The organism is Kribbella sp. NBC_00889 (genome assembly GCF_045207705.1).
Taxonomy (GTDB): Bacteria; Actinomycetota; Actinomycetes; order Propionibacteriales; family Kribbellaceae; genus Kribbella.
On record NZ_CP108783.1, the window covers coordinates 7,342,313 to 7,362,823 of the forward strand.

Annotated in this window: 25 protein-coding genes and 1 tRNA gene; 7 read left to right on the forward strand and 19 right to left on the reverse strand. The window is 69.0% G+C overall.

The genetic code is table 11. The annotated features are described in order from the left end of the window. Nucleotides 1–51: 51 nt before the first annotated feature. The 7 genes from OG817_RS35935 to OG817_RS35965 all read right to left on the reverse strand — a co-directional run bounded on the left by OG817_RS35935 (nt 52) and on the right by OG817_RS35965 (nt 5,303). A complete protein-coding gene (locus tag OG817_RS35935; protein WP_406049332.1) occupies nt 52–1,413 on the reverse strand; it encodes an 8-oxoguanine deaminase in 1,362 nt (453 codons plus the stop codon). A gap of 131 nt (nt 1,414–1,544) precedes the next feature. Then, complete coding sequence (gene pucL / locus OG817_RS35940; RefSeq protein ID WP_396390805.1) at nt 1,545–2,450, reverse strand: factor-independent urate hydroxylase; 906 nt, start codon at nt 2,448–2,450, stop codon at nt 1,545–1,547. 5 nt (nt 2,451–2,455) lie between these two features. Continuing rightward, a complete protein-coding gene (uraH, locus tag OG817_RS35945) occupies nt 2,456–2,785 on the reverse strand; it encodes a hydroxyisourate hydrolase (protein WP_406049334.1) in 330 nt (109 codons plus the stop codon). Then, a complete protein-coding gene (uraD, locus tag OG817_RS35950) occupies nt 2,782–3,282 on the reverse strand; it encodes a 2-oxo-4-hydroxy-4-carboxy-5-ureidoimidazoline decarboxylase (protein WP_406049335.1) in 501 nt (166 codons plus the stop codon). Before uraD ends, uraH begins: the two co-directional genes overlap by 4 nt. Nucleotides 3,283–3,391: 109 nt before the next feature. Further along, nucleotides 3,392–3,766: a helix-turn-helix domain-containing protein gene (locus OG817_RS35955; protein WP_406049337.1), complete on the reverse strand. Its 375-nt coding sequence runs from the start codon at nt 3,764–3,766 to the stop codon at nt 3,392–3,394. Continuing rightward, nucleotides 3,759–3,998: a thiamine-binding protein gene (locus tag OG817_RS35960; RefSeq protein ID WP_406049338.1), complete on the reverse strand. Its 240-nt coding sequence runs from the start codon at nt 3,996–3,998 to the stop codon at nt 3,759–3,761. Before OG817_RS35960 ends, OG817_RS35955 begins: the two co-directional genes overlap by 8 nt. 33 nt (nt 3,999–4,031) lie before the next feature. Further along, entirely contained in the window at nt 4,032–5,303 is a 1,272-nt protein-coding gene (locus OG817_RS35965) for a DUF6986 family protein (RefSeq protein ID WP_406049339.1), read from the reverse strand. A 126-nt stretch (nt 5,304–5,429) separates the two neighbouring features. Between OG817_RS35965 and OG817_RS35970 the strand changes: the two genes are divergently transcribed. Continuing rightward, nucleotides 5,430–6,194 (forward strand): IclR family transcriptional regulator, encoded by a 765-nt coding sequence (locus tag OG817_RS35970; RefSeq protein ID WP_406049340.1) that lies wholly within the window; start codon nt 5,430–5,432, stop codon nt 6,192–6,194. Here the strand turns inward: OG817_RS35970 and OG817_RS35975 are convergent. The 3 genes from OG817_RS35975 to fgd are packed head-to-tail and all read right to left on the reverse strand — an operon-like array spanning nt 6,191 to nt 8,296. Beyond that, nucleotides 6,191–6,661: an NUDIX hydrolase gene (locus OG817_RS35975; protein ID WP_406049342.1), complete on the reverse strand. Its 471-nt coding sequence runs from the start codon at nt 6,659–6,661 to the stop codon at nt 6,191–6,193. The genes OG817_RS35970 and OG817_RS35975 overlap by 4 nt on opposite strands. Before the next feature lie 44 nt (nt 6,662–6,705). Beyond that, complete coding sequence (locus OG817_RS35980; protein WP_406049343.1) at nt 6,706–7,281, reverse strand: hypothetical protein; 576 nt, start codon at nt 7,279–7,281, stop codon at nt 6,706–6,708. A gap of 10 nt (nt 7,282–7,291) precedes the next feature. Then, on the reverse strand, nt 7,292–8,296 hold the full coding sequence (fgd, locus tag OG817_RS35985; protein WP_406049345.1) for a glucose-6-phosphate dehydrogenase (coenzyme-F420): 1,005 nt from the start codon (nt 8,294–8,296) through the stop codon (nt 7,292–7,294). Between the two features lie 260 nt (nt 8,297–8,556). On the opposite strand from fgd, the gene OG817_RS35990 reads away from it, so the two are divergent. Next, the gene (locus tag OG817_RS35990; protein WP_406049347.1) at nt 8,557–9,501 is read left to right on the forward strand and encodes a carbon-nitrogen hydrolase family protein; all 945 of its coding nucleotides are present in this window, start codon (nt 8,557–8,559) and stop codon (nt 9,499–9,501) included. 37 nt (nt 9,502–9,538) lie between these two features. After that, a complete protein-coding gene (locus OG817_RS35995) occupies nt 9,539–10,036 on the forward strand; it encodes a methylated-DNA--[protein]-cysteine S-methyltransferase (RefSeq protein WP_406049349.1) in 498 nt (165 codons plus the stop codon). A gap of 120 nt (nt 10,037–10,156) precedes the next feature. On the opposite strand, the gene OG817_RS36000 is transcribed toward OG817_RS35995, so the two are convergent. After that, the gene (locus tag OG817_RS36000; protein WP_406049351.1) at nt 10,157–10,606 is read right to left on the reverse strand and encodes a hypothetical protein; all 450 of its coding nucleotides are present in this window, start codon (nt 10,604–10,606) and stop codon (nt 10,157–10,159) included. A gap of 9 nt (nt 10,607–10,615) precedes the next feature. Next, nucleotides 10,616–11,512 carry a DUF72 domain-containing protein gene (locus OG817_RS36005; protein WP_406049353.1) on the reverse strand — a complete coding sequence of 299 codons (897 nt, stop codon included), beginning with the start codon at nt 11,510–11,512 and terminating at the stop codon, nt 10,616–10,618. A gap of 51 nt (nt 11,513–11,563) precedes the next feature. Between OG817_RS36005 and OG817_RS36010 the strand changes: the two genes are divergently transcribed. The 3 genes from OG817_RS36010 to OG817_RS36020 are packed head-to-tail and all read left to right on the forward strand — an operon-like array spanning nt 11,564 to nt 14,293. Further along, nucleotides 11,564–12,529: a phosphotransferase gene (locus OG817_RS36010; RefSeq protein WP_406049354.1), complete on the forward strand. Its 966-nt coding sequence runs from the start codon at nt 11,564–11,566 to the stop codon at nt 12,527–12,529. Nucleotides 12,530–12,551: 22 nt separating this feature from the next. Next, entirely contained in the window at nt 12,552–13,892 is a 1,341-nt protein-coding gene (locus OG817_RS36015; RefSeq protein WP_406049355.1) for a glutamine synthetase, read from the forward strand. Between the two features lie 26 nt (nt 13,893–13,918). Next, the gene (locus tag OG817_RS36020; RefSeq protein WP_360437094.1) at nt 13,919–14,293 is read left to right on the forward strand and encodes a hypothetical protein; all 375 of its coding nucleotides are present in this window, start codon (nt 13,919–13,921) and stop codon (nt 14,291–14,293) included. A gap of 10 nt (nt 14,294–14,303) precedes the next feature. On the opposite strand, the gene OG817_RS36025 is transcribed toward OG817_RS36020, so the two are convergent. The 7 genes from OG817_RS36025 to OG817_RS36055 all read right to left on the reverse strand — a co-directional run bounded on the left by OG817_RS36025 (nt 14,304) and on the right by OG817_RS36055 (nt 19,835). Continuing rightward, complete coding sequence (locus tag OG817_RS36025) at nt 14,304–15,038, reverse strand: MBL fold metallo-hydrolase (RefSeq protein ID WP_406057588.1); 735 nt, start codon at nt 15,036–15,038, stop codon at nt 14,304–14,306. Beyond that, nucleotides 15,035–15,994 (reverse strand): acetylxylan esterase, encoded by a 960-nt coding sequence (locus OG817_RS36030; RefSeq protein WP_406049356.1) that lies wholly within the window; start codon nt 15,992–15,994, stop codon nt 15,035–15,037. Before OG817_RS36030 ends, OG817_RS36025 begins: the two co-directional genes overlap by 4 nt. Before the next feature lie 26 nt (nt 15,995–16,020). Further along, complete coding sequence (locus tag OG817_RS36035; RefSeq protein WP_360437102.1) at nt 16,021–16,479, reverse strand: hypothetical protein; 459 nt, start codon at nt 16,477–16,479, stop codon at nt 16,021–16,023. A 76-nt stretch (nt 16,480–16,555) separates the two neighbouring features. Next, nucleotides 16,556–18,124, reverse strand: coding sequence for an LCP family protein (locus OG817_RS36040; RefSeq protein ID WP_406049358.1), 1,569 nt, complete (start codon nt 18,122–18,124; stop codon nt 16,556–16,558). Nucleotides 18,125–18,361: 237 nt separating this feature from the next. Continuing rightward, a tRNA-Ser gene (locus OG817_RS36045) sits at nt 18,362–18,451 on the reverse strand. Nucleotides 18,452–18,523: 72 nt separating this feature from the next. After that, the gene (locus OG817_RS36050; RefSeq protein WP_406049359.1) at nt 18,524–19,417 is read right to left on the reverse strand and encodes an LLM class flavin-dependent oxidoreductase; all 894 of its coding nucleotides are present in this window, start codon (nt 19,415–19,417) and stop codon (nt 18,524–18,526) included. 4 nt (nt 19,418–19,421) lie between these two features. Continuing rightward, nucleotides 19,422–19,835 (reverse strand): PPOX class F420-dependent oxidoreductase, encoded by a 414-nt coding sequence (locus OG817_RS36055; protein ID WP_406049361.1) that lies wholly within the window; start codon nt 19,833–19,835, stop codon nt 19,422–19,424. Nucleotides 19,836–19,871: 36 nt separating this feature from the next. On the opposite strand from OG817_RS36055, the gene OG817_RS36060 reads away from it, so the two are divergent. Continuing rightward, nucleotides 19,872–20,510, forward strand: a complete 639-nt coding sequence (locus OG817_RS36060) for a phosphoribosyltransferase (protein WP_396390784.1) — start codon at nt 19,872–19,874, stop codon at nt 20,508–20,510. Nucleotide 20,511 lies beyond the last annotated feature (1 nt).

Consider the following 20,511-nt stretch of genomic DNA (forward strand, 5'->3'; position numbering starts at 1 on the left):
CGAACACCGCGGCCCCAACCACTCACCAGGTGGTTGGGGCCGCGGTGTTTCTCAGCCCGCTTGGGCGACGAGGGCCTGTTGGACTGCTGTGACCCGGGTTGCGAGGGACTCTTCATCTACGGTGACCACGGTGTCGTGTTCTACGACGGGGGTGCCGTTGACGAGCAGGAGTTCCAGCGGGGGTGGGGTGCCTAGGACCAGCGCAGCCACAGGGTCGGCGATGCCGGCGTGGGCGAGCGTGTCGAGGCGCCACATGGCCAAGTCGGCCAGCTTGCCGGTCTCCAGCGACCCGATCTCGTTCTCGCGCCCCAGCACGCGGGCACCACCGACCGTCGCCAACTCCAGCGCGGCGCGTACGCCGAGCGCCTGCGGACCACCGCGAGCACGCGCGAAGAGCAACGCGTGCCGCAGCTCCTCCACCAGGCTGCCGGCTTCGTTGCTCGCGGCACCATCCACCCCAAGGCCAACCGGCACACCAGCCGCCCGCAGATCGGCAACCCGCGCGATCCCGGCCCCCAGCCGCGCATTGGAGCTCGGACAGTGCGCGACGCCCGTCGCCATCTGACCCAGCTGCTTGATTTCTGCGTCGTCGAAATGAATCCCGTGCGCGAACCACACATCCGAGCCGGTCCACCCGAGGTCGGCGGCGTACTCCAGCGGCGTCCATCCGAACTTCTGCTGACACCACTCACCCTCGTCGAGGGTCTCGGCCAGATGCGTGTGCAGCCGGACACCCTTCCGCCGCGCCAACTCAGCCGCCTCGCGCATGAGCTCGCCGGTCACGCTGAACGGCGAACACGGCGCAACCACCATCCGCAGCATCGAATCCGGCGCCGGATCATGCCACCGATCGATCGCGGCCTCGGTAGCGATCAGGATCTCCTCCCGATCCTCGACCACGGAGTCCGGCGGCAACCCACCGTCCTTCTGGCCAAGGTCCATCGACCCCCGCGAGGGATGGAACCGCAGCCCGATCTCCTGCGCAGCAAGGATTTCCGCCCCGAGCAGATCCCCACCCTCCCGCGGGAACACGTAGTGGTGATCCGCCGCCGTCGAGCACCCCGTCCGCGCCAGTCGCGCCAGTGCAGCCTGCGCACCCACATGGACGGCGTCCTCGTCGATCCCCGCCCACACCGGGTACAGCGTCGTCAGCCAGCCGAACAACGTCGCATCGGCCGCCAGTCCGCGAGTGACCCACTGATACAAGTGCTGGTGCGTGTTCACGAACCCCGGCGTGACGAGACACCCCCGTCCGTCGATCACCCGCGCCCCGTCGTACGCCGGCGCCGGTCCCGCCCCGACCGCCACCAACTTGTTGCCCTGGACAACAACATGTCCGATGCCGAACTCCCGCCGCTCCCGGTCCACCGTCACCACGGCGGCCCCGTCCACCACGATCGTCGCTGCGCTCATCAACCCGCTCCTCACCAAGATTGACCTCAGTCAACCCCGCCACCCGGAGTCGGGTAACCCACAGCGAGCACGAACCGGAGCAGGCGAGACCCCCGCAGATTGGAGCTTTCTCCAACCTGCAGGGGCAGTCGTCAGCAGAAGCCGGGTACGGCGTGCCAGGCGGAGCCGGCCTCGGACGCATCGTCGCGGACGACGGTCGCCTCGATCAGCCCGTACGGCCGGTCGGCGGCGATGAACACCTCGTTGGGGTTCTCCACCCCGAACGGGCTCAGATCCACCAGGAAGTGGTGCTTGTTGGGCGCCGAGAACTTGATCTCGGCCACCTCCGGGTGCTGCTGCAGAACCGCTTCACCCATCCCGTACAGCGTCTGCTGCAGCGCGAGACTGTGGATCCGCGCGAACTGCTCCAGCAGCAGCGCCTTGATCTGGTCGTACGACTTGTCCCAGTCGACGTCGGTGTGGTCGTACCGCCACCGCGCCACCAGCGACGTGGCGAGGATCCGGTCGTCGGTCTCGGGCAGCGTCGTGTACTTGTCCTTGAGGAAGCCGTGGAACTCCGAGCCGGTGGACTTCAGCAAGGTCAGGTCCTGCACGCCGGAGACGACGTACGTCTTCCGCTCGTCACCGCGGCCCTCGACGTTCACGATCGTCGTCCGTACGCCGCTGCCGGCGCGGACGAAGGAGTGGTCGTGGGGCTCGCCGTCGACGCTGATCCGCTCCCACGGGTACTCCTCGATCGCGATCCGGGCGCCGTCGGCGGCCGGGGCGGCCTCGAGGAAGTGCGCGCCGAGCGTGCGGGCGAAGTCCTCGATCGCGCCGATGCCCTTCTCCTTGGCGAACGCGAACGCGGTGTTCTTCTGCGTGTCGGTCGGCAGCACGTCACGCTGGTCGCCGCTGGTGTGCGCGTCCTCGAACCGGCCGCGCAGCGCGGACGACACGTTCAGGTCGCGGATCTGGTGGCGGGGCGTGTCGCGGTAGATCCGGACCACGCGGCTCTCGGCCTTGCCGTACTGGTTCGCACCCAGGTGGATGGCCATCGGGATCAACTCCCTCGGTAGGTGGAAAAGGCGAACGGACTGAGCAGCAGCGGAACGTGGTGGTGCCGCTCGTCGGTGATCGTGAACGTCACGGTGACCTCGGGAAAGAAGATGTCCTGGCCGGACGCGTCCGCATACGCGGCCACATCGAACCAGAGCCGGTACGTCCCGGGCTCGAGCCCCGTCCCCAGTTGGTCGACGCGCCCGTCGTCGTCGGTCGTGGCCGACTCGAGGACGACGGTCTCTTCGGCCTTGACCTGGGACAGCTGGACCGGCACCCCGCGCGCGGGAAGCCCGAGCCCGGTGTCGAGGACGTGCGTACTGACGCTGCTCATGCCTGGACCTCCAGCACCTTGCTCAGCCGGAGCAGAGCGATCTTGTGCAGTTCGTCGCGTACGACGGTGGCTTCGGTGACGTCGTCGTGGTCGAGGCGCCGGCGCAGGCTGCTGAGCATCTGCTCTGCCGACAGACCGGTCGCGCAGATCAGGAAGACCCGGCCGAACCGCTGCTCGTACTCGCGATTCCCGTCGGCGAGCGCCGAGCGCAGGTCAGGATCCTCGCCAACACCGGACTGCTCCTTGCGCGACCACGCCGCCTCTGTGCCTGCCCCGGACGGCCGGTCGCCGATCCGCGGATGGGCGGCCAGCGCCCGGTCGACCTCGGCGTCGTCGAGCTCCCGGAGCAACTGGTCCGCGACCGCGGTCAGCGCCGTGACCTCGCCGTACGGGCGTTTGGCGACGATGCCGTCGACCCAGCGCGGTACGTCGCAGCAGGCCGACAGCGTGGGGCGCAGCCGGCCGGCGGGCGCGGAGTTGAACTCCTGCAGGTCCACGGATCACACCTTCTCGAATCCCGAAACTTACTTTCCGTATGACGAAAGCCTGACATGCACCTCGCCTGTCGTCAACAGTTTGTTGAAGTTTGGCTGGGCGGGCAAGAGGTCAGGCCTGATCGCGGGCCCGGTTCAGGTAGTTGTAGACGGTGAACCGGGTGACGCCGAGCGCCTCGGCCACGATCTCGGCCGACTTCCGGAACTCGAACGCCCCCCGCTCCTCCAGCCGCAGTACCGCCTGCTGCTTGTCGGTCCGCGACAACTCGCGCAACGGCCGGCCGAATTCCTCGGCAACCTCCGCGAGCAGCGTGTTCACGCCCCCCTCGGGTTTACGAGACAGCCGTACGGCGACCACCGGCTCGCCGTCCCACAGCAACGGCACGTCGTCCGGCTGAGCGTCTCCCGGTGACACCAGCTCGGCGTTCAGTCGCTCGACCAACGGCGTGATCGCGACGACGAGCGGATGCGGTTCCCTGTCAGCCATCGCGCCGTACCTGGAGCGTCACCTGGCTGGCGCCGCTGGCGAAGGCGGCCTCCAGTACGCCGGTCAGCGTCGGCAGCAGGAGTTCCTGTTCGCCGCGCACGAGCGTGCCCAACGGCCCGAAGTCGCACTCCAGGCCGGCCTGCTCCGCGACGCGCAGCGCCTCGGTGGCGTGCGCGGGCGGCTGCCCTTCGACATCGAAGGGTTCCGTGGTGAACTCCGCAACCAGTCGCATGCCGCGAGGCTAGCGTCCCGTCAGCGCGGTGGGTCAGGACCGCAGGGGTCGACGCGCCAACTTGGCGAGGCCGGCGGTGTCGACGCCGATCAGTTTGTCGACTTCCGCCTGATCGACAGCACCACACTCCATCCCGCGCAGGACGAAGCCCGCGAGAGCCGCGGCCGTCGCCGGCTCGTCCAGGTAGCCCGAGGCGCCTTGACCCAGGTACGCGTGCAGGCGAGCCGCCGCCGTCTCCAGACCCTCGCGGTAGAAGAGATAGTTCGCAACGAATCGCGTCGGCAGCTGGGCGGGATGCATGTCCCAGCCCTGGTAGATCCCGCGACCGAGCGAACGCCGTACCAGCCGCAGGTGGAGTCGCCAGGCCGCGTGGACGGCGTCAGCCGAGCCGACCGGGAGCACATTTGTCGAACCGTCTGACACGAAGACACCCGTCCCGGCCGCGGCCAGTTGCATGACGTCTTTGGCGTGGTCGGCGACCGGATGCTCCATGCTCTGGTACGCCGCGGCAACCCCCAAGGAGGCCGAGTAGTCGTACGTGCCGTAGTGAAGGCCGGTCACGCGGCCCGCACCCGCCTTGATCATCCGGGCCACCAGCGCAGTCCCGTCGGAACCGAGGATCGACTGCGGCGTCTCGACCTGGATCTCGAACTTCAGTGATCCAGCCGGTACTCCGCGCTCGGCTTCGACCGCGTCGAGCACGAGCATCATCGCCTCGACCTGCTCGACCGAGGTCACCTTCGGTAGCGTGATCACGAAGCCCTCGGTCAGCGCGCCGCCCAGTTCACGGACGAACAGGTCCAGCGTCCGTACACCACGGCGCCGGCTCGGCGCCTCCAGCGATTTGATCCGCAGCCCGTGGTACGGCGGGGCGACGCCGGCGGTCACGGTCTCCGCGAGGGATCGGGCCGCGGCCACGGCGGCCGCGTCCTCCTGATCGTCCGGCCTGGTCCCGTAGCCGTCCTCGAAGTCGATCCGAAGATCCTCGATCGGCTCCCGCTCGAGCTTGGCCCGAACCAGTTCGTACAGCTCCTCCGTGAGCGCCGGCCCAGGGTCGCCTGTCGGGACCGGCAGCAGGCCGAGCGCCTCGGCCAGTTGCGTGGCGGAGGCGCCGTACTCACCGAGCGCGGCGCGGGCTTCGGCTCCCCAGTCGGCCACCGTGCGGGCGTCGTACCGATCGGCCGGGACGTAGACGGTGTGCACGGGCTGGCGGATACCGCGGTCGCCCGGGTACTCCGCGGCGAGCGCCGCGTCGGCCTCCGCCAGGCGCCGATCCAGCTCGCCGACCAGGTCATCCAGGCCCATCTCCGCCTCCAAGACTATCTTTTCCGTATTGCGGAGACTAATATCTACTGTGCGGAAGACGCAATGGCACCGGCCTTCCGAGATCTGGGGCTAAACTTCCGTGATCCGGAAAGAGAGGGGGGACCCGTGGCGGAAGCGAACGGCGGCAGGGCGCGCACCGGCAGTGTGCAGTCGATCGAGCGCGCCTTCGGCCTGCTCGAAACCATGGCCGACGCGGGCGGGATGATGGGTCTGTCCCAACTGGCCAACGCCTCCGGTCTGCCGCTGCCGACGATCCACCGGCTGGTTCGTACTCTGGTCGACCTCGGCTACCTGCGCCAGGAGCCGTCCCGGCAGTACGTGCTCGGCCCGAAGCTGATCCGGCTCGGCGAGAGTTCGTCCCACATGCTGAGTGTCTGGGCCCGGCCGCATCTGGCCCGGCTGGTCGACGACCTCGGCGAGTCGGCGAACATGGCGATGCTCGACGGCGACCAGATCGTGTACCTCGCGCAGGTCCCGTCCCGGCACTCGATGCGGATGTTCACCGAGGTCGGTCGCCGCGTCCTGCCGCACTGCACGGCGGTCGGCAAGGCGATCCTCGCCCAGCTCCCCGAGGCCGAGGTCCGCGAACTGCTGCACCGCACCGGCATGCCCAGGCACACCGACAACACCATCACCGATCCGGACTCGTTCACAGCCCAACTGCGCAAGGCCGAGGAGCACGGCTACGCCACCGACGAGGGCGAGCAAGAACTCGGCGTTCGCTGCGTCGCGGTCGCCGTCCCCGAGGCCCCGTCCCGCCTCGCCATGTCGATCTCAGGCCCCGCCGGCCGCATGACCGAAGCACTGGTCGACCGGGCAGTGCCCCTCCTCACCCAAGCCGCCAAGGCCCTCTCTGACGACCTCCGCTAATGCTGGATGAGGCCGCCGGTCGGGACGGGCGGAACGTTCCCGGTGGGCGGCCGGGTCTGGGCAAGGGCCAGGCCGACATCGACCAACGATGACCGCTGCAGACCAGCCACGTCCGGGATCGGCGTCCACACCGACTCCGCGATGTCGCCGTCCGGCTCCGGCCGCAACTCGCCGCCGGTGATCCGGACCTGGTAGAAGATGCCGACGTTCTGGTGCTCGACACCCGCGTTCGCCTCGCTCGCGGGAATCACCCGGGAGTCCACGCCCAGCAGGCGCTCGACCACGGCATCGCAGCCGGTCTCCTCCGCGACCTCCCGGATCACCGCATCGAACGGATCTTCCGATTGCTCGACCCGACCGCCGGGAAACGTCCAGTTGCTCGCGCCGGTCAACGGCGACACGTACCGCGAGACCAGCACGCGCCCGTCCTCGATGCACACGGCGTACGCCGCCAGCCGAAAAGTCACCGCCGCACCCTAAGCCGAGGCGCCGGTCACCCGCATGCGAGTTATCAGAGCTGGTACGTGCGCCAGCGCTCCGTCACCGTGTACCCGAGGGACTCGTTCGCGCGCAGGCTGCCGACGTTCGCAGCAGCGCCGCCGGTGCTGAACCGCGTGATGCCGACGTCGAGGAAGGCGAGGATCGAGGCAGCCTTCACGGCCTGGGCGACACCGCGACGGCGGTGCGTCGACAGCACCGAGGTGAACCTGGTATCGCCGAAGCCCTCGTGTGATCGAATGGCCGTCGCACCGACCAAGCGGGAGCCGTCGAAGGCCCCGAACACCCGGTGCTCCGGCCAGAGCGCGCGGACCGTGGCCAGGTCTCCGACCACGCGATGCGTCGCCGGCGTGTACGGGTAGTCGGACTCGTTGGACTTCTCCAAGGCGTGCAGCAACTCCGCCGACTCCGGACCCAGCTCCCGAATGCTCAGGCCGCCGGCGGTAGCTCGTCGTACTGCTGATTCGAGCAGCTCACGGTCCGGGTCGTGCAGGCGGACTGCCCAGGACTCGGCGACCACGCGGTAGCCGGCTGCCTCCAGCTCGGCACACCGCGGGTCACCTTCCTGCACAATCTCGGGATCGCCCATTCTGCGATTGTCAGCCCAGCTTGCGCAGCAACGGAAGGACGTCGGTGGTGAACTGGGTCAGGAATCGCTCCTGGTCCTGCCCCGGGCCGTGTACGACGAAGTGGTTGAAGCCGGCTTCGAGGTACGGCTGGAGCTGCTTCACGACCTCGTCGGGGTCGGACGCGACGATCCAGCGCTGCGCGACCTGCTCGATCGGCAACTCGTCGGCGAGCCGCTCCATCTCGGTCGCGCTCGTGACGCTGTGCTTCTGCTCCGGCGTCAGCGACAGCGGGGCCCAGAACCGCGTGTTCTCCAGCGCCTGCGCCGGGTCGCGGTCGTAGGACACCTTGACCTCGAGCATCCGGTCGATGTCCTCGAACGTCTTGCCGGCCTTCTCCGCGCCTTCCTTCACCGCCGGGATCAGCTTCTCGGTGTAGAGGTCCATGCCCTTGCCGGAGGTCGCGATGAACCCGTCGCCCGCGCGACCGGCGTACCTGGCGACCAGCGGTCCACCGGCGGCGACGTACACCTTGAGCGGCGTCTCGGGCCGGTCGTAGATGAACGCGTCGACGGTCTTGTAGTACGGGCCCTCGGAGCTGACGCCGTCCTTCGTCCACAGGTCGCGGATCAGCTGCACCGACTCCCGCAGCCGGGCGAACCGCTCCTTGAACTCGGGCCACTCCATGCCCGACACGGCGATCTCGTTCAGCGCCTCGCCGGTGCCGACGCCGAGCATCACGCGGCCGGGGTACAGCTCGCCCAGCGTGGCGAACGCCTGCGCGATCACCGCCGGGTTGTACCGGAAGGTCGGCGTCAGCACCGACGTACCGAGCAGCACCCGGTTCGTCCGCTCGCCGACCGCCGCCAGCCAGGCCAGCGCGAAGGGAGCGTGACCACCCTCGTGCCGCCACGGCAGGAAGTGGTCCGACACCGTCACGCTGTCGAGCCCGAGCTCCTCCGCCCGGACCGAGTACTCCACCAGCTCCCGCGGCCCGAACTGTTCCGCCGACGCCTTGTACCCGACTCGAATGCTCACCCTTAGCTCCCAAACGTCGCCTACGTCGTACTCCGATGACAACCGCGTGCGAGTCCGACTTTATGCCGGTGGTGTTTGACCACCGGCAGTCGGTCAGCAAGGATGTGGTCCCGGCGCGGCCCGCGCCTCACCTTCGTCGACCGGCCCCAGCCTGGTCACAGCGAGAAGGCAAAGGGACTTCCTGTCTCGGGCCGCTCGTCCTGGTCAGCCGCCTCGGACGGGATCGCTGGGGGATCGCGTGCGAGTGCGTGGAAGGCCAGATGACAGCGCACAGGAACTTCAAGCTGCGGGTCCGAGCCCGCGCCGCCAAAACGGGCGAGTCCTACACGGCTGCCCTCCGGCACTTCCGTCCTACTCCGTCAGGAGACGAGATGCCGGACAACACCCTACGAATTGCCGTCGCCCAGTCGACGGTGCACGAAGACCCGACGAACGCCGCCGTGCTCCGCGAAAGCGGGGCGGAGATCCGCGGCCTGATGAAGCAGGCAGCCGAGGCCGGTGCCCGCCTGGTGCACCTCACCGAAGGCGCGCTGTGCTTCCCGAGCAAGCGCGTGATGTCCGAGCTCGGCCCGGACGAGATCGGGCCGAGCGACTGGAGCAAGGCCGAGTGGACCGTGCTGCAGGAGGAGCTGGACCGCATCACCGCGCTCTCGGGTGAGCTGGGAATCTGGACCGTGATCCCCTCGGTGCACCGACTGCCCGCTCCGACCCGACCGCACAACAGCATGTACGTCGTCTCCGACCAGGCCACAGTGGTCGCTCGGTACGACGAACGCATGTTGTCGGCCACCAAGCTCACCTGGATGTACACCCCGGGCACCGAGCCGGTGACCTTCGAGATCGACGGCTACCGGTTCGGCCTCTCGCTCGGGCTCGACGTCCTCTTCCCGGAGGTGTTCACGGAGTACGACCGGCTCGGCGTCGACGCCGTACTGGTGTCGTATTCGACCACTGGCTCCTCGGGGAACGAGGTCGTGCCGACCCACGCCCGCGGGTACGCCGTGATGAACACCTGCTGGATGAGCCTGGCCGTGCCGGCCAATCCGGCGGCAGGGGTGATGTCGGGCGTGATCGACCCGCAGGGTGAGCTGGTTGCCGAGGCGGACGGTGCCGCAGGCATCGCGGTCACTGAGCTGCACCGCCACGACGCGGTGCAGGTCGGCCGGGAGTTCCGGCGCCGGACCCGGGAGCGCGTCGGCTCCTGAGGCCTCACACGTCCGGGTGCGGATCCGTTCCATATGCATGAACAGGCACGCGATCGTCAGCACCCGGATCGGGGACCTCACCCTGGTCGCCTCGGACAACGCCCTGGCCGGCGTCTACTTCCCGCACCACTGGGTGAAGCCGACGCCGGAGACCCTCGGCGAGCAGGTCGAAGCCACCGACCCGCTGCTGTCCGAGGCGGCCCGCCAACTCGACGAGTTCCTCGCCGGCGAGCGGACCAGCTTCGAGGTCCCGACCGTCCTGCGCGGCGACGAGTTCCAGCGCCGCGTCTGGTCGATCCTCGAGGAGATCCCGTACGGCGCGACCTCGTCGTACGGCGAGATCGCGGAACGGCTCGGGGATCGCACACTGGCCCGGCAGGTCGGGAAGGCGGTCGGGCAGAACCCACTGTCGATCGTCGTCCCGTGCCACCGGGTGGTCGGGAAGAACGGCTCACTGACCGGGTACGCCGGCGGCCTCAAGCGCAAGCAGTTCCTCCTCGACCTGGAAGAGCCGGTCGGCGTCCGGCTCTTCTGATTGGGTCCGTGCAGCTCGACAGGAGGTGTCACCGGCGGCAGGCATCCGCCACGCTCGTCAGGCCATCTCGGTCGACGCATTGAGCGGACACCTCCTGTCGAGCTGCACGGGCTCGACCCTCTAGGACAGGTCGCCGACCTGCTCGGCGTACCAGTCGAGTTCGACCAGGTGCTCGGCGATCTGGCGGAGGGTCCAGTTGGGGCCGCGGTCCTTGTCCCACTCGGCCGGGTCGACCGCGGCGTACCGCAGGGTGAACGTCCGCCCGAGCCGACGCAGGCGCTGCTCGGCCTCCTGCACGTCCTCGGCGGTGAACGGCGCCAGGTCGGCCGCGGAGGTGAGCGCGCTCGCATGCCATTCGTCCGGCTGCGTCGGTACGCCGGCGAGGAGCGCCTCGACCTCGGCCAGGTGGTCGACCAGGTGATCGGCGATCCGGCGGACGGCCTTGTGCGGTGTGAACGTGCGGCCGTCGTCGGAGGTGAGCGGTTGCCCGTCCCACGCCGGCCAGGTGGGGACCAACCGGAGCGAGCGTTCGACCGCCTGCTCCACCAGTACTCCGGGGTTCTCAGTCATGCGATCACGCTAAGGCTGTGATCCTTCGGTCCCGGCCGAAGTGATCCCGAGCCGGCGGGACAGCCCCTCCGCGTCGAACGGCGCGCGAACCTTGGCGTCGTTGTCGAAGTAGGTGTACACATCCCGGCGGCGGCGCTTCGCTGTGGATTTCCCGATCGTCCTGCCGTCGGCCGGCGTACCGCCCTGGTGCCAGATGCGGATCTTCCCGGCCCAGCGGTCGAGCGACTCGTCGTCGTACCCGCTGGTGTAGAGCTCGTCGGCGCCGTGCAGCCGGACGTACACGAAATCCGCCGTCACGTCGTCGAGCATCGGCCACTTGCCGGCCGTGTCCGCGCAGACCAGCGCGACGCCGTGCTCGCGCAGCAGGTCGATGAAGCCGGGGGTCTCGAAGCTTGCGTGCCGGACTTCGATCGCGTGCCGGAGCGGGAGGTCGACGGCACTCTCCAGCAGCGCCCGGCCCTCCATCCGCTCGTCGTGGCCCTTGGCAACTTCGGCCGCCTCCGCCGTGGTCCGCGGCAGCGACGCGAAGAACTTCGCGCACCGCTCCTCGTCGTACCCGAGAGTCGGCGGGAGTTGCCACAGCACCGGACCGAGTTTGTTGCCGAGCGCAAGGACTCCGGAGGCGAAGAAGTTGGCCAGCGGCGCGTCCACGTCGGCCAGCTTCTTCATATGCGTGACGAACCGCGGCCCCTTCAGGGTGAACACGAAATCGTCGGGCGTCTCGTCGTACCACTTCTGGTACGACGACGGCCGCTGCAGCGAGTAGAACGAACCGTTCAGCTCGATCGAGTTCAGCCGCCGCGAGACGTACTCCAACTCGGCCCGCTGCGGCAGTCCCTCCGGGTAGTACACCTTCCGCCACGGCGGATACCGCCAGCCGGAGATGCCGACCCGATACGCACTCATGCGCCGATTATCCAGTGCCGCGACCAGTGGTCGGTGTGATGAGGTGTGCGGATGCAGGTTGATCGGGGCAAGTACGCCGACGCACGGACGCCATGGGACGACAGGGAGTGGCGTGCCTCGGCGTTCGCGTGGGTGGAAGCGCACATTGCAGCCTTGGGGTGGCAGGAGCGCGGGCCTCGGTGGGTGCGGGTGCGGCCGTGGTCTGTGATCGTGCGGTTCGAGGTGGGGCGGCGACTGTGGTTCAAGGCGAATCCGCCCGCGAGCCGGTTCGAGGCCGGCCTGACCGAGGCGCTGGCCCTGTGGGCGCCCGGGCACGTGCTCACGCCGTACGCGGTGGATTCGACGCGGGGCTGGTCACTGCTTCCCGATGGCGGTTCCATCCTCCGCCAGTACCCAGGCGACGAACGAACGTGGGAGCAGGTCGTCGGTCAGTACGCCGAGTTCCAGCGGACCCTGGTCCCGCAGGCCGACGAGCTCGTGGCCCTCGGGGTGCCCGATGCACGGCTCGCCATCCTGCCGACGATCTTCGACAAGACCGTGACCGCGAACCAGTCACTGCAGCCCGCCGACCGCAAGGTCCTGGACGAGCTGCGGCCCCGGCTGCTCGACTGGTGCGACGAGCTCGCCGCGATCGGTATCACCGACTCGCTCGACCACGCCGACCTGCACGACGGGCAGATCTTCGCGCCGGTCGACGGACGCTTCACCTTCTTCGACTGGGGTGACGCTGCCGTCTCGCATCCGTTCTGCAGCCTGCTCGTCACGGCACGGCACGCCGCCGGCAGCTACGGCGACGACATCATCCCCCGGCTGCGGGACGCCTACCTCGAGCCCTGGACCGCCGACGGCCATACCCTGCCCGAACTCCGTCGTGCCGCCAGCCTGGCCTGGCGTCTCGGATCCATCGGCCGGGCCGTGTCGTGGGGACGTCTCTTCCCCGACGCATTCGACGGGCCCTTGCTCGACGGCGACCAGGCCGAGTGGCTGCTGAAGCTGACGGACCAGCCGCCGTTCTAGGTCCTGTGGTACGAAAGGCTGCATGTCTGTCACCGACAGCTTGACGCCTGCGGATCCGGTCAACGCCCTGCTTGACGGTGGCCTGCGGATGCTGATCACGTCCATGGTCGACAACGCCGGGATCACCCGGGCCAAGACGGTGCCGGCCGCTCGGGTGCGGGCCGCGGTGCGCGACGGGATCGGGCTGTCGCCGGTGTTCGCGCTGATGTGCACCGACGACGCGATCACCACGTCGCCGCTGGTCAACGGACCGGTCGGCGACAACCGGCTGATGCCGGACCTCCGTTCGGTCGCGCCGCTCGGCCCGGACCGTCGTGTCTACTGGGCTCCGGCCGATCAGTTGTCCCAGGACCATGAGCCGGTGGACATCTGCCAGCGCTCTGCCCTGCGGCGGCAGGAGGAGCGGGCGGTCGCAGCCGGGCTCGAGGTGAAGCTCGGGTTCGAGCTGGAGTTCACCGTGTTCAGCGGTGACGCCGATGATCCGCACGTCGCGACGATCGGGCCGGCGTACGGCGTACTCGCCGCGTTGACGATCGAGGACTTCGCGGTCGAGTTGCTCGAGGCGCTCGATGCGGCCGGGGTGCCGGCTGAGCAGCTGCATCCGGAGTACGCGCAAGGTCAGGTCGAGGTGGCGCTTCCGCCGGCGTCGCCGTTGGCTGCGGCCGACCAGTCGCAGCTCGCCCGGCTCGTTGTCCATCGGGTGGCGAGGGCGCATGGGTTGCTGGTGTCGTTCGCGCCGATCACGGTGGCCGGGTTCGTGGGGAACGGGGCGCACATCCACTTCTCGGCTTCGCTGGGTGGCCGGCCGTTCGGGGATGAGGGCGGTCCGTCTGAGCATGGGCGGCAGTTGATGGCCGGCGTACTGGGTGAGCTCGACGGGTTGACCGGCGTACTCGCGCCGAGCGTGGTGAGCGCGGATCGGCGGGTGCCGGGGAACTGGGCGGGTGCATTTGCTTGCTGGGGGCCCGAGAATCGGGAGGCGGCGCTGCGGTACGTGCCGGGCAGCGTGACCAGTCGGCCGGGGTCCGCGAACTTCGAGATCAAGATCGGCGACCCGTCGGGCAACGCCTACCTGTCGGCAGCGTCCGTGCTGGCTGCCGCCTTGCATGGGCTCGAGCAGAAGGCGGTGCTGCCGGACGGCTTGGACCGCGACCCGGTGACGTACCCGGAGGCGGAGCGGCCGCCTCGGTTGCCGCTGACGTTGGAGGACGCGCTGACGGCGCTCGAGCGGTCGGAGGTCATTCGCGCTGCTCTGGGGGATGCGATTGTCGAGCCGTTCCTCGCCGTACGGCGTCATGACGCGAAGTCGCTGGGTGAGCTGTCACTGGAGGCTCGGGTCCGCGCGCTGCGGTGGCGCTACTGACGCCTGGATCACATACGGTGATCCTCATGGCGTTGGCTGTGAAGGGGAGCAAGGGCGAGTCGTTCCTTGCGGTGGTCGTGGGTGGCGGAGCGGCGTTCGGGCTGGTCGTGATCACGTCGCGCGCGTGGAAGGCGTGCAACGTCGACGTCGCCGGCAGCGTCCCCAACGGCCTCACCCTGCTGTTCCTCGGCCTCCCGCTCGCCCTGATCGTGAACCTCGTCCTGTTCACCATCGTCTTCCGCTACGCCGGCAAGGCGTTTCTCTTCTCCCTGATCGCCGCCGCCATCGCCATCACCATCGCCGACCTGGCCCTCTTCTCCTGGCAAGGCACCCCCGCCACCGCCCCCGGCACCTGCCCCGGCAACGTCCCCCCATGGTGGCCCACCTGGATCCCCTCCTGAGGTCATCAGGTCAGAAGGGGATCGTCGCTCCGACCACTGCCTGGGTGGTGGGGCCGCCGAAGGCTTCGGCGGCGTGGGAGGTTGCCGCGACCGGGTCGAGGAGGGGGCCGACGTGGGTGACGACCAGGTGTTTGGTGTTGGCGCGGTGGGCGAGGTCGCCGGTTTGGGCTGGGGTGTGGTGAACCGGCGTCGGCACTGGATCGTTGGCCTCGCACAACAACAGGTCCGCATCAGCGGCTACGACGTCGAGGCCGGCGCACGGCGCGCAGTCGCCGGAGTACGCGAAGGTGTGGCCGTCCGCTGAGGCGCGGAGCGCATACGCCTCACCTCCGTGCTCCACTGCACGGCTGGTCAGCTCCAGATCATGGAGCCGCATCGAATGACCGTCCGACAGCGGGCGGAGGTCCAGTACGTCGTTCGCAAACCCAGGCAATCCGAAGAACCCGGCCAGCCGAGCACCCAACTCCGCCGGCGCATACACGGGCAACGGCGGCCGCGCGGGGAGTTCGCCGTACGCCAAGGCGTAGTACGCGTTGAGCACGTCGCCGATGTGGTCGAGGTGCAAGTGCGACAGCCAGACGGCGTCCAATTCGGCCAGGGTGGTGTGGCGCAGCAGCTCGGCGAGTGAGCCAGGACCCGCGTCCACCCAGACCTGAGCGCCGCCGGCCCTGAGGAGGTAGCCGGAACACGGGCGGTCCGGCTGCGGATACGGCGCGGCGGTGCCGAGGATTGTGAGCGTGGTCAGAGCTTCGCGCCGATCAGTTGGAAGATGTCGTCGAGCGCCCCCGGCAGGTCGTCGTGCCCGAAGTCCGGGTACACCCGGATGTCCTTGGACGACGTGATCTTGTTGTACGCCGCGAACTGCGTCGACGGCGGACACACCTGATCCTCGAGTCCGACGAACAACGTCACCTCGGCCCGGATCCGCGGCGCCAGATTCTGTACGTCGATGTAGCCGAGAGTCGTGAACACCTCGTCCTGGCGCAGATGCCGCGGATCCCGCTTCCGGAACCAGGTGGTGATCTCGTCGTACGGGTTCGTCTCCAGGTTGAGATCCCAGGCCCGCTGGTAGTCGCACAGGAACGGGAACACGCTCGCGACGTACTTGATCCCCGGCGTCAGTGCGGCGGCGACGAGACTGAGTCCGCCACCCTGGCTCCATCCGGTCGTCGCCATCCGCGTCTCGTCCACCTCGGGCAGACCGGCGATGATGTCCGCGAGCCGCCGGGCGTCCAGGAACACGTGCTTGTACAGCAGCCCGTCCGGCCCGTCGTCGAGACCGTGCACCAGGTGGTTGTGCAGCGAGAAGCTGTTCGCCGCCTGCGACTCGGTCCGGTAACCCACCTGCTCACGCACATCCAGCGCGGCCACAGTGAACCCGCGCGCGGCGTACGGCAGCAGGTCGACCCAGCTCGGCTGCTCACCGCCGTACCCGTGGAAGATCAACACGGCCGGGCCGGTGGGTTCGGCCGGGCGAACCACCTTCGCGTGAACCCGGTAGCCGCCGGTGCCGGTGAAGTACAGGTGCTGCGCGGTCGCCGTGGTCAGCGGGAAGTCGGTCGCGTCGGCGAACTCGGTGTCGGGGTCGACCGCGCCCAGCTCGAGCAACGCCTTGTCCCAGAACTGGTCGAAGTCCTCCGGCCGGGGATTCGTGCCCTGGTAGGCGATCAGTTCGTCGTACGACAGCTCGAAGGACAGCACAGGCACTCCTCAGGGTCAGGGTCGCTTTATTCTGCGCGATCGTCGTCGTCCGGGGCAGTCCCGTCCCAGATCGTGTAACCGTGCGCGGCGTTCAGCCGGTCCCGCAGCGTGGTCTCCAGCTGCGCGGCCCGACCGGGACGCAGCCAGCCGACCGGCAGCAGGACGGTGTGGTCCGGCTGCTTGGTGCGCAGGACGATCGCCTCGCCGTGGGTGGTCTCGACCCGGCCGACCTGGGTGATGTCGGTCCACGTCGTCCGGACGCCGCGTACCTCGATGTCGCGGTCGCGCACCTTCGCGACCACCGGCGGCCAGACCAGGATCCACAGACCACCGAGCACCACCAGTCCGCCCAGGGTCAGGAACACCGACACCACCACGTCCGGCAGGCCGAAGGCCCACACGATCGCGGCAACACCGAGAATGATCAGCCCGGCGGCCAGGATCCCGAGGAACCGTCCCGCCCGCATCCGGTACGTCGTACGCATCGCACCAGGATCTCATCCGGGACCGAACGCCTGGTCAGAAGGCTTCGGTCTCCGACGTGGTGGCCGGATGCTGCCGTCAGTTCCCCGACTGGGAGGGGTTGTAGGCGCAGGCGTCGTTCAGGTTCTCGGTCGCGCCCGGCGTCACGGCGGGGTTCGGGGTCTTCTTGGTCGATCCGCTGGTCGGCTTCTTCGTCGGCTTGTTCGACGGGGTGGACGCGACCGGCTTGGTCTTCGGCTCGATCGCCTTCGCGACGATCTCCTGCATCGCCTCGTACTTCGGGTTCTGGCCGGACGGGAAGTTCTTGCTCTTGTCCAGGTCGACGTTGGAGACGTTCGCGTTCTTCACCTTGAGCCCGAGCTCGATGAAGGCCGGCAGGATCTCCTGCGGGATGTCGGTGCGCAGCAGTTCCTTGCCGGCCTGGGCGATCTGCTGGTACTTCGTCACCAGGGTGGCCGGGTTCACGCTGTTCACCAGCGCGTGGATCGTGCAGCGCTGCCGCTCCTGCCGGGACGGGTCGCTCAGGCCGTAGCGGCCGCGGGCGAACCACAGCGCGTGGTACCCGTCGAGCTTCTGGTTCGCGCCCGGCTCAATGTAGCCGGACGGCTTCTTCGCGTTGTTCGCCCCCGGTCCGTCGCCGTAGTCGCCGCCGATCGGGACCCGGTAGTTGACGTTGACGGTGATGCCGCCGACCGCGTCGATGATCTGCCGGAAGCCGGCCAGGTTGACCTGCATGTAGTAGTCGATGTCCAGCCCGAGCGCCGCGCCGGCCGCGAGCTTGACCACGTCCGCGCCCTCGTTGTCGGTCTGGCCGAGGACCCCCGGGTGCTGCTTCGGGACGTTCTCGTACATCGAGTCCAGGTAGTACTCCGGCTGCTCGGCCGGGCCGTCCGGGTCGTAGTAGCCGTTCGGGTAGAACTTGTGCAGCGGCGAATCCTCCGGGAACGGCATCCGCATCCAGTTCCGGCTGAGCGAGATCAGCGCGGTGTCACCGGTCTTGGTGTCGATGCTCGCCACCATCACCGTGTCGGTCCGGACCCCGGTCCGGCCGACGCCGTCGTCGGCACCGAGCAGCAGCAGATTCAGCCGCGGGGTCTTCGCCCACGGGTCCTTCTTGTCCACCTTCGGCCGGGTCGCGCTCTTGGAGTTGCCCTCGGACTGGAACACGCTGCCGACCAGGTCGCGCTGCGCCATCACGGTCTGCGCCGCGACGGTCGTCGGTACGGCGATCGCGAAGCAGAGCAACCCGACGAACAGGGAGCCGGCCAGCCGTCCGGTGTAGGTCATGCTGACCGGGCGGATCAGTTTGTGCGAGGCGACCACGACCCAGATCCAGCCGATGCCGAGGACGACGACCGCGGCCGTAGCGATCAGCAACTGGCGGGGCGACACCGCGAACGCGAGGATCGAGTCACGCCGGGTCAGGCCGACGTACGCGGCGATCACGAGCAGGCCGATGCTGATCGTCAGCACGAACGCGCCGACCTTCTTCCGGCCGCCCATCACCAGCCCCGAGCCGGGGATCAGCGCGCTGACGAGGGTGAGACCGATCGCCTTCGACGCCGTGCGGGCACGATGCGAACGCTGCCGGGACCGGTTGGCTCTGGGCGCGGACCTCCGTCCGGCTGCGCGAGTGCTCCGCGACATGGCTCCGTTCCCTGATCGACGACGTGGCGACTGTCCACAGGCCGCGTGTGCAGCGGCCCACGGTACTTCAGACGCTCAGGTCAGCAATTCGGTTGACGTGATGCTGGCGACCCCCGTCGACGCACGCCAGATTACACAGACCCCGGCCGACTCTCCCAAGGTGGCGCCCCCGACACGGGCAGTGTTCGCCGGAACGACGAAGGCCGCCAGGAGTCCTGGCGGCCTTCGGGGGTACTGCGGAGGCGGCGGGATTTGAACCCGCGAGAGGGGATTACCCTCAACCCGCTTAGCAGGCGGGCGCCATCGACCGGACTAGGCGACGCCTCCTCCGACGGTCCCGCAGGGGGACTCGACGACGGCCAAGACTATCCGGTGGACCCTCCCGGCGGCAAAGCGGCCTCAGCTGTTCATCAGCCGGCGGGCTTCGGCTATGCGTTGGACTGTCTTCGGGGTCATCGGTTCGGGGGAGACGATCAGGTGGTCGACGCCGAGCTTCTGGTACGCCGCGAGGGCCTCGGCGAGCTCGGGGATCGAGCCGCTGAACGCGTTCTGATCCGGGTCCGGGACGCTCGGCTGGTCGGGGTCGCGGACTATGAAGCCGACGGTCGGTGCGACGGAGCCCGCCTGCTTGCCTGCGGCCCGGACCGCGTCCTCGAGCGTGCCGAGTCGCTCCGCGACCTTCTCACCGGGGGCGCCGTACCAGGCGGTGTTCCAGGCGTCGGCCCACTCGGCGGTGAGCCGCATCATCCGCGGCCGGTGCCCGGCGACCAGGATCGGGATCCGCCGCGCGGGTGCCGGGTCGAGCACAGCCTCCTTGACATGGTGGTAGGTCCCGTCGAAGGTGACCGTCTCGCCGCGGATCATCCGGGCCACGATCTCGAGCCACTCCTCGAACCGGCCGACCCGGTGATCGGTCGGCAGCCCGAACGCCTCGTACTCCGGGTCGTGCCAGCCGGCCCCGACGCCGAGGATCAGCCGCCCACCGGACACCTCGTCCAACGTCGCGGCCATCTTCGCGGTCAGCCCGGGGTCGCGGAACGACGCACACAGCACCATGGTCCCGAGCTCGACCCGGGTAGTGCTCGCCGCGACCGCACTCAGCAGTGTCCAGGCCTCGTGCATCCCGTAGATCCGGCCGTCCGGGTCGCGGTACAAGAAGTGATCCGCCAGCCACACCGAATCCAGCCCGTTCTGATCGGCCGCCTCGGCAACCGCCCGCACATCCCGCCACCCCGGCATCCCCCCGTCGGGCCCGTCCTCGCCACCCAACGGAAGCATCACACCGATCTTCATGCACTCAACTCCAAGGTCCGACGCCGCTGATGCGGTCGACAGTGATGTGGGTGACGTACCCCGGCGGCACGTCGTCTCCGGGCCGGAACTCCGCGTCCGGCCCGATGTACGTCTTCGCGAGCCGGCGCAGTACGTCGACCGCACCGCCCTCGGTGATCCGGGCGGTCCCCTTGATCACCAGGTACTCGGTCAGGCCCATCTCGTTCATCCGGCTGGTCTCGACCGACAGCACCACCCGGCCGTCGCGCCGGATGTTCTTCACCTTCTGGTTGTTCGGCACATGCGCGGCGATGATCTCGTCACCGTCCAGCCCGACCCAGATCACCGAGACCTGAGGGCTGCCGTCGGGGTTGATCGTGACCAGGTGCCCGAGGGCGTTGGACTCCAGCACGGTCCGTGCACTGTCCGGGATCTGCATGCGGCCAACGTACGCATATCGCGAGATCATGGCGATATGACGAGGCCGTACGCCGATCGGGCGGCCGCCGGGCGGGCGCTGGCAGCTGAGCTCGGCGAGGTGGCCGGGTCCGTGCTGGTGCTGGGCCTGGCGCGCGGCGGTGTGCCCGTCGCCGCGCCGGTCGCCGAGTCGCTGGGCGCGGAGCTCGACGTACTGATCGTCCGGAAGCTCGGGTTGCCGGGGCAGCCTGAGCTCGCGATGGGTGCGGTCGCGGGCGTCGGCGACGAGACCCACACCGTGCGGAACGAGCAAGTACTCCGGGGTGTCAACGAGAGGACTCTGGAGGCGGTCCGCGAACGCGAGATCCGCGAGCTGCGCCGGCGCGAGCAGGCCTACCGCGGCGACCGGCCGCCGGTCGACGTACGCGACCGGGTCGTGATCCTGGTCGACGACGGCCTCGCCACCGGCTCGACGATGCGAGCCGCGGTCGAGGCGGTACGACGACAAGGTCCGGCCAAGGTGATCGTCGCCGTACCGGTGGGTGGTCCGGACAGCTGTCACCGATTGTCGGCAATCGCCGACGAGGTCGTGTGCGTGTGGATCCCGCGGCACTACGCCGCCGTCGGGCAGGCATACCGCGACTTCGCACCGGTCGCGGACGACGAAGTACGCCGGGTGCTCGCCGAACGGACCTGAC